General features: G+C 63.3%; 9 protein-coding genes and 1 pseudogene. 5 read left to right on the top strand and 5 right to left on the bottom strand.

Going from position 1 to position 7,474, the window contains the following annotated elements; translation table 11 throughout:
- Positions 1-294: pseudogene (locus tag JJ959_RS21110) on the bottom strand (adenosine kinase); the annotation flags it as partial.
- Between the two features lie 226 nt (positions 295-520).
- Between JJ959_RS21110 and JJ959_RS21105 the strand changes: the two are divergent.
- From JJ959_RS21105 to JJ959_RS21095, 3 genes are all read left to right on the top strand, one after another.
- A complete protein-coding gene (locus JJ959_RS21105) occupies positions 521-1,186 on the top strand; it encodes an EI24 domain-containing protein (protein WP_292888404.1) in 666 nt (221 codons plus the stop codon).
- A gap of 230 nt (positions 1,187-1,416) precedes the next feature.
- On the top strand, positions 1,417-1,857 hold the full coding sequence (locus JJ959_RS21100; RefSeq protein ID WP_292888401.1) for a polymer-forming cytoskeletal protein: 441 nt from the start codon (positions 1,417-1,419) through the stop codon (positions 1,855-1,857).
- Between the two features lie 27 nt (positions 1,858-1,884).
- Positions 1,885-2,361, top strand: coding sequence for a hypothetical protein (locus JJ959_RS21095; RefSeq protein WP_292888398.1), 477 nt, complete (start codon positions 1,885-1,887; stop codon positions 2,359-2,361).
- Between the two features lie 12 nt (positions 2,362-2,373).
- Here JJ959_RS21095 and nth read toward each other — a convergent pair whose 3' ends face one another.
- Positions 2,374-3,015: an endonuclease III gene (gene nth, locus JJ959_RS21090; RefSeq protein ID WP_292888408.1), complete on the bottom strand. Its 642-nt coding sequence runs from the start codon at positions 3,013-3,015 to the stop codon at positions 2,374-2,376.
- Positions 3,016-3,145: 130 nt separating this feature from the next.
- Between nth and JJ959_RS21085 the strand changes: the two genes are divergently transcribed.
- Positions 3,146-3,643, top strand: coding sequence for a DUF2244 domain-containing protein (locus JJ959_RS21085; protein WP_292888395.1), 498 nt, complete (start codon positions 3,146-3,148; stop codon positions 3,641-3,643).
- Between the two features lie 16 nt (positions 3,644-3,659).
- Here the strand turns inward: JJ959_RS21085 and dapB are convergent, their stop codons facing one another.
- Positions 3,660-4,457: a 4-hydroxy-tetrahydrodipicolinate reductase gene (gene dapB / locus JJ959_RS21080; RefSeq protein ID WP_292888406.1), complete on the bottom strand. Its 798-nt coding sequence runs from the start codon at positions 4,455-4,457 to the stop codon at positions 3,660-3,662.
- A gap of 133 nt (positions 4,458-4,590) precedes the next feature.
- On the opposite strand from dapB, the gene JJ959_RS21075 reads away from it, so the two are divergent.
- Complete coding sequence (locus JJ959_RS21075; protein WP_292888392.1) at positions 4,591-5,139, top strand: PadR family transcriptional regulator; 549 nt, start codon at positions 4,591-4,593, stop codon at positions 5,137-5,139.
- Between the two features lie 151 nt (positions 5,140-5,290).
- Here the strand turns inward: JJ959_RS21075 and dnaJ are convergent, their stop codons facing one another.
- Positions 5,291-6,421, bottom strand: a complete 1,131-nt coding sequence (dnaJ, locus tag JJ959_RS21070; protein WP_292888389.1) for a molecular chaperone DnaJ — start codon at positions 6,419-6,421, stop codon at positions 5,291-5,293.
- 131 nt (positions 6,422-6,552) lie between these two features.
- Positions 6,553-7,474: Hsp70 family protein (locus JJ959_RS21065; protein ID WP_292888387.1), on the bottom strand; the 922-nt coding region annotated here is incomplete at its 5' end.

The raw sequence follows: 7,474 nt of genomic DNA, 5'->3' as shown, positions 1-7,474 counted from the left end.
CGCCGTGATGTCGTGGCGGAAGACCTTGCCGAGGACGTCGTCATGCACCTTGCCGATATAGGCCGCGGCACCGCCGAGCGCAGCGATCCCGGCGGCGGTGTTTCCCGCGGATCCGCCGGACATCTCGATCCCCGGGCCCATCTTGTCGTAGAGGCTCTCGGCGCGCTCTGCATCGATCAGGTTCATCGCGCCCTTCTCGATCCCGTTCTCCGAGAGGAAGCTGTCATCGGCTCGGGCGATGACGTCTACGATGGCATTTCCGATGCAGGTAACGTCGATGGTCTTGGCTGACATACGCGGGCGGCTCCCGGAAGCAAGGTGAGGGACTGGATCGCGGAACTGCTGTCCGCCGAATTCGGGCGACAAGGTACTGGAGCGGCGATGGCATTGGAAGACGCTTCACCGGACAAGCCTTGTACTCGCCGGAGCACTGTGCTCTTAGGGGCACGAAATGCTTGGTCCCTGCCCATGCGACCCCATCTATTCGGTCGCGGAACGGACAGATGAGAAGAGAGGATCGATGTTTTCAGCCCTGACGGCCACACTCGGCCAGCTTTCCGATCCGAAGCTGCGCAATCCGATCATCCTGAGCGTTATCGGCTCGCTCGCGACCATCCTGGTGCTCGGCGTTGCGGCCTGGTACCTGCTGGACCTCATTGCCTATTTCGGCAGCTGGGTTGACGACCTCCTCGCCTGGGTCGGTGGCCTGGTGGTGATCGTGCTCGGCCTCCTCTTCTTCCCCGGTGCCTCGAACGCGATCTCAAGCCTGTTTCTGGACTCCGTGTCGAAGGCCGTCGAAGCTCGGCACTATCCGAATCTCGGTCCCGCACGGCCCCAGCCGCTCGGCGAAGCCGTTCTCGAAGGCTTGCGCTTTCTCGGGATCACCATTCTGGTGAATCTCGTGCTGCTGCCATTCTATCTGCTGCCCGGCATCAACCTGGTGCTTTTCTATGGCGCGAACGGCTATCTGCTTGGACGGGAATTCTTCGAGATGGTGGCCATGCGCCGCATGGAACCGGCGGAGGCGAAAGCCCTGCGAAAGCGGAAAGCGGGATCGATATTTCTCAGTGGCGTGCTGATCGCCGCGATCATGACGATCCCGGTCCTGAACCTCGCCGGACCCGTCATTGCGACCGCTTTTATGCTGCATCGCTTCGAATACTTGCGGAACGACATGAAGAAATGATAATAAACCTTTGAGTATTAAGGTCGATGACCGTTGATCCCAATCTTCACATATGAGTTGACGATCTGATGTTTCGGCGTAAAAAATCCGGCTCCGGGGCTACCATGGGCAGCGGCGGAGAGACCACTCCCGGCGTGAGTGCGCGGGAGCCTCGTGCGGAGGACCGCTTGGAACCGGCGGCGCCGTCCTTCGCAGAGGTCAAATCAGAGAAGCCGGACGGGGAGTCCAAAATGCAGCCGAGCAAACCTTCCTCATCCGGTTACGTCCCGGAAATCCCGCGCCGGACCCTCGATCTTCCGGGCGCGCCCAGCCGGCGCGGCACGCCGCCGCGCGGCGGTGAGGCCAAGAAGCTGACGGTCGGACCGGAGATTTCGCTGACCGGCGAGATCACCGCCTGCGACTCTCTCGTCGTCGAGGGCAATGTCGATGCCACGCTGGAAAACAGCCGCCATCTCGAAGTGACGGAGACCGGCCGCTTCAAGGGCAAGGTGATCATAGACGAAGCGGTAATCGGCGGACATTTCGAAGGAACCCTCATGGTCCGTGATACGCTGCGCGTCCGCAGCACGGGTCACGTCAAGGGCACCGTGCAATTCGGCCGGCTGGAAGTCGAACTCGGTGGCGAGATCGATGGCACCATCACGACCTACAAGGACGACGCGGGTTCCTGACCTGCTCTCACGGAGACTGATTTCACCGTGCGTTTTTTCCTGAGCGTCCTGATCGCGATCGCATTGCACGCCTGCGGCAGCGAGGTCCAGAAGACCGGCGATGCGGGCCGTGCCGACGCAAACAGCGCACAGACTCCCGTCACCAAAGCCGGCAAGATCGCGCCGGTCGGCGAACCGGCGCGCCGTCCGACCCCCGAGGCCACGGCACAGCTTCCGCCCGGCTTCAGCGCGGCCGAGCGGGACCCGAGCCGGCTGCTCGACCTGCGCCGCCGGGATCTTTCGGCGATCCTCGGCGAACCGGCCTTCGTGCGCCGGGACATGTCCGCGGAGGTCTGGCAATACAGGACCGAGGCCTGCGTCCTCGATCTATTCCTCTATGAAATCGACCAGAGTCTCGCGGTCACCTACTACGAATTCCGCTCCCGCCAGGATCAGGAAGTGGCTCGGGACGAGTGTTTCGTCACTCTGCTCCGCCAGGGCATATCGCGCTCCGCACGGAACTGAACCCCGGCGCCCTCAGGCCGGCTCGACCGTCTTGTCCTTGAAATTGCAGAGATCGCTGACCGGACAGACCGGGCAATTCGGCTTCCGCGCCTTGCAGATGTAACGGCCGTGCAGGATCAGCCAGTGATGCGCGTGCAGGAGCCATTTTTCCGGGATCCTCTTCTCCAGCGCCTTTTCCACCGCTAGCGGGGTCTTTCCCGGCGCCATGCCGGTCCGGTTGGCAACACGGAAAAGGTGGGTATCGACGGCGATGGTCGGCTGGCCGAAGGCGATGTTGAGCACCACGTTCGCGGTCTTGCGCCCGACGCCGGGGAGCTTCTCCAGCGTCTCCCGGTCCTCTGGCACCTGGCTGTCATGCTCGCGGATCAGGATTTCAGAGAGCGCGATGACGTTCTTGGCCTTCGAATTGAACAGGCCGATCGTCTTGATATGGTCGCGGACTTTTTCCAGGCCGAGCGCGACCATCTTCTCCGGCGTATCGGCAACCTTGAAGAGCGGGCCCGTCGCCTTGTTGACGCCGACATCGGTCGCCTGGGCGGACAGCACGACGGCCACCAGCAGGGTATATGGATTGACGTAATTCAGTTCGCCCACGGGCTCGGGGTCGCGGTCGCTCAGGCGCTGAAAAAAGGCGTCGACCGCCGCGTTCGTCATCCGTCTGGCCATGGGTCCGGTACTCTCCTGCGCGGAAACGCCGCGCCCTGCTTGTCTCTTGTCTTTGCGGCGCGGCGGCCACAGGTTAGAGCCTTCGGGAATCGCCATGCAACAGAGCCGGGCGCGAGAAATGGACAAATTCGACGATTCAGCGCCGGCGGGACGGGACGAGCCGGTCTTCGACGCCGTCCTCTATCCGCACAGGAGCCTTTCGCCCACCGGTTTCCTCATCCTGATGCTCGCGATTGCCGGCTGCAGCACCGCAATCGGTATTCTGTTCTGGATCGCCGGCGCCTGGCCCGTGGTCGGTTTTCTCGGGCTCGATGTGCTGCTGATCTATGTCGCCTTCCGTCTCAGCTACCGCGACGCGCGGCGTTACGAGACCTTGAAGCTGACCGCCAGCGCACTCTCTGTGGAGCGTTTCGTACGCGGACGCCGCGTGCTCGCCGAGGATCTGCAGCCGTACTGGCTGAACGTGCTCGTCGAAGAAGAGCGCAGCGGCCAGAACCGGCTCATTCTGCGAAGCCACGGCCGCAGCCTCGAAGTCGGCGCGTTCCTGTCCCCGCCGGAGAAGTCCGAACTGGCGGACAGTCTGCGCGCCGCCCTCGCCGGTCTCCGCCCCGCCTGACTGCTTAACGGACCTTTTAGAGCCCCAGCACGTCCGGCATCGCGTAGAGACCCGGCTCGCGCCCGGCCGCCCAGATCGCGGCACGCACCGCGCCGGAAGCGAAGATTTCCCGGCTGGCGGCCTTATGGGTCAGCTCGATGCGCTCGTTGGGTCCGGCGAAAATCACTGTGTGATCGCCAACGACGTCTCCCCCGCGCAGGGTCGCGAAACCGATCTGCCCGGATTCCCGCGGCCCGGTGACGCCTTCGCGGGAGAGCACGCCCTTCTCCTCAAGCGTCACGCCGCGCCCGGCGGCGGCCGCCTTGCCGAGACCGAGCGCCGTACCCGATGGGGCGTCGACTTTACGGCGGTGATGCATCTCGACAATTTCGATATCGAAACTTTCATCGAGAGCCGCCGCGACCTTCTTCACCAGATCGAACAACAGGTTCACGCCCAGGCTCATGTTGGGCGCGTAGACGAGCGGGATGTGTTTCGCGGCCTGGGCGAGCTCTGCTTCCTGCTCCGGCGTCAGGCCGGTGGTTCCGACCACGAACGCCGTCCCCGACGTCGCCGCCAGCTTCGCATGGGCGACCGTCGCCTCCGGAGAGGTGAAATCGATCACGACATCGGCGTCGGCAAAGACAGGCATGGCATCGGAAGTGGTTTTGGGAGTGTCTCCGTCGAAACCAGAAAGCTTCGATATTTCAACACCTTCTTCAGCACTACCCTTGAGTACCGTACCACCGGCGATGATTGCGCCCTCGGTCTGGTGCACCTGTTTCGCGATCATCCGGCCCATGAAGCCGCCGACGCCCATGATTCCGATCTTCACTGCTGCCATTTCGAGGCCCTCCCGGCTCTCCTGCGATCCCTGCAAGGCGTAGCCGCCTTTTCCGCCCCTGTCGAGCCCGCAGGCGAGGCCGCTGCAAAATCCCGTTCAATGCTCTCGATTCGATGGCTTTCTTATGATATATCGAGCTGATAAAATGTTTGAAATCAGTGATATCATTCTCGGCGCCTTGTCAAAGGGCCCGGCGAACGGATACCAGATCCAGCGCCGGATCAACGCCGATTTCGCGCATTTCCAGAGTGTGAGCACCGGGGCGCTCTATCCCGCCCTCGCCAAATTGAAGGCCCGCGGCGCTGTCACGGAGACCGGCACGCCGAACGCGTCTCTGGAGCAGCGTCAGTTTGAAATTACCGACGCTGGTCGTAACTTGCTATGTGAACGGGTTGCCGCATCGGGGGCGGATGAACGCCTCAGATCGGACTTCCTGGCGGCAGTCTATTTTTCCGATCTCGCCGGGCCGGGGGAAGTCGAGCGGCTGATGGAAGAGCGGGTCGGTGTCCTGAACCAGGAGATCCGGGCGCTTCTGGCCTTACCGCTGCGAGAGATGTCCAATACCGAACGCTTCACGGTACGCTACGCATTGGCGATCCGCCGGGCAGCGCTGGAGTTCCTCCGGCATGAGGGTCGCGCGATCGTCACTGCGATAGAAATAGAGTCAAGATAATCAATGGATCAACGGGTAATACCCAAGGGTATACCGGTGCTTCCGGCGCCTGACCGGATTCTCGCTGAGACAGCGGCCCTACCGGTTTGGAAACAAAAACGCCGGCCTCGATGGGCCGGCGTCCTGGACCAGAGAGCAGCTCGAAAAGGGATTACTCCCTCAGGTCATCCCAGAGCTCCTTCACCTTGTCGAAGAATCCGGCCGACTGCGGACTGGTCTTCTCGTTCTGCTCGCCGGCGAATTCCTCCAGCAGCTCACGCTGCTTCTTTGTCAGATTCACCGGGGTCTCGACCGCGACCTCCACATACTGATCGCCCCGGGCCGGGCTGCGCAGAACCGACATGCCCTTGCCCTTGAGACGGAACTGCTTGCCGGTCTGGGTGCCAGGTCCGACCTGGATGCGGGCACGCCCGCCCTCGATGGTCGGAACCTCGATCTGTCCGCCGAGCGCAGCCGTCGTCATCGGCAGAGGGACGCGGCAATACACATCCGCGCCCTCGCGCTTGAAGATCGGATGCTCGGCGATGGAGAGGAAGAGGTAGAGATCGCCCGGCGGCGTGCCGCGGGAGCCGGCCTCGCCCTCGCCGCTGAGCCGGATCCGTGTGCCGTCTTCGACACCCGCCGGAATGTTCACCGACAGGGTCTTTTCCTTCTGGGTGCGGCCGGCACCGCCGCAGGTCTTGCACGGTTTCTCGATCCGCGTGCCGTTGCCGCCGCAATGGGGACAGGTCCGCTCGATCGTGAAGAAGCCCTGCTGGGCCCGCACCTTCCCGTGTCCGTGACAGGTCGTGCAGGTCACCGGATCGGTGCCTTTCTCGGCACCGGATCCGTGGCACTCCTCGCACTGCACGGAACTCGGAATATGGATCTCGGCCTGCTTGCCCCTGAAGGCTTCCTCAAGCGTGATCGACATGTTGTAGCGAAGGTCGGAGCCACGCCGGTTGCCGCCGCGCCGTCCGCCCATGAAATCGCCGAACATCTCGTCGAAGATATCGGCGAAACCTCCAAAGCCGGCACCGCCGAACCCGGCACCTCCGCCGGCACCACCCATGCCGCCCTCGAAGGCATCGTGGCCGAAACGGTCGTAGGCCGCCCGCTTCTGCTCATCCTTCAGGACGTCATAGGCCTCGTTCAGCTCCTTGAACTTGGCTTCCGCGTCTGGATTGTCCGGATTTCGATCGGGGTGATACTGCATGGCGAGCTTGCGATAGGCGGATTTCATCTCCGCATCGGAAGCGCCGCGCTGGACCCCCAGAACTTCGTAGTAATCTCTTTTTGCCATAGCGCGTCATCGTCCCCGCAACGGTGTCGGCAGTCCGGCAAAGATGTGAACCGCCTGCCTTTCCGGATCGGAACCGGGCGGAGGACGATGCCAGGAACTGGTCATCTGATCCTCCGCCCGAACCGTTGGGATCAGGCGGACTTGTTGTCGCGGTTCTGATCGTCGACTTCTTCGAAGTCCGCATCCACGACGTCGTCGCTGGACGCGTTCCCGCCGCCCGCGGAGCCCGAGCCGCCCGCGTCGCCGCCCATATCCGGGCCGGCTTCACCGGCAGAGGCATCCTGCTGCGCCTTGTACATGGCTTCGCCAAGCTTCATCGAGGCCTGCTGGAGCGCTTCCATCTTGGCCTTGATCTCGGCGCCGTCCTCGCCTTCCATCGCGGTGCGCAGGGCGGTCAGGTGGCCGTCGATCTCACCCCGCTCGGCCTCGGAGATCTTGTCGCCATGTTCGGCAAGCATCTTCTCCGTGCCATGAACGGCGGCATCGGCCTGGTTCTTGGTTTCGACCAGCTCGCGCCGGGCCTTGTCGGACTCGGAATTGGCTTCCGCTTCCTTGACCATCCGCTCGATATCCTCGTCGGAGAGACCGCCCGAGGCCTGGATACGGATCTGCTGTTCCTTGCCGGTCGCCTTGTCCTTGGCCGACACGTTGACGATGCCGTTTGCGTCGATGTCGAAGGTGACCTCGATCTGCGGCACGCCGCGCGGCGCGCCCGGAATGCCGACGAGATCGAACTGGCCGAGCAGCTTGTTGTCGGCCGCCATCTCGCGCTCGCCCTGGAACACCCGGATCGTCACGGCGGTCTGGTTGTCCTCGGCGGTGGAGAAGGTCTGGCTCTTCTTCGTCGGGATCGTCGTGTTGCGGTCGATCAGACGGGTGAAGACGCCGCCCAGGGTCTCGATACCGAGCGACAGCGGGGTCACGTCGAGCAGCAGGACGTCCTTGACGTCGCCCTTCAGCACGCCGGCCTGGATCGCCGCGCCGAGCGCCACGACCTCGTCCGGGTTCACACCGCGGTGCGGCTCACGGCCGAAGAAGTTCTTCACCGTCTCG

Source organism: Nisaea sp. (assembly GCF_017640745.1).
Classification (GTDB): Bacteria; Pseudomonadota; Alphaproteobacteria; order Thalassobaculales; family Thalassobaculaceae; genus Nisaea.
Note: the sequence above shows the minus strand (reverse complement) of the source record. Positions and strands in the feature narration are given on the sequence as shown.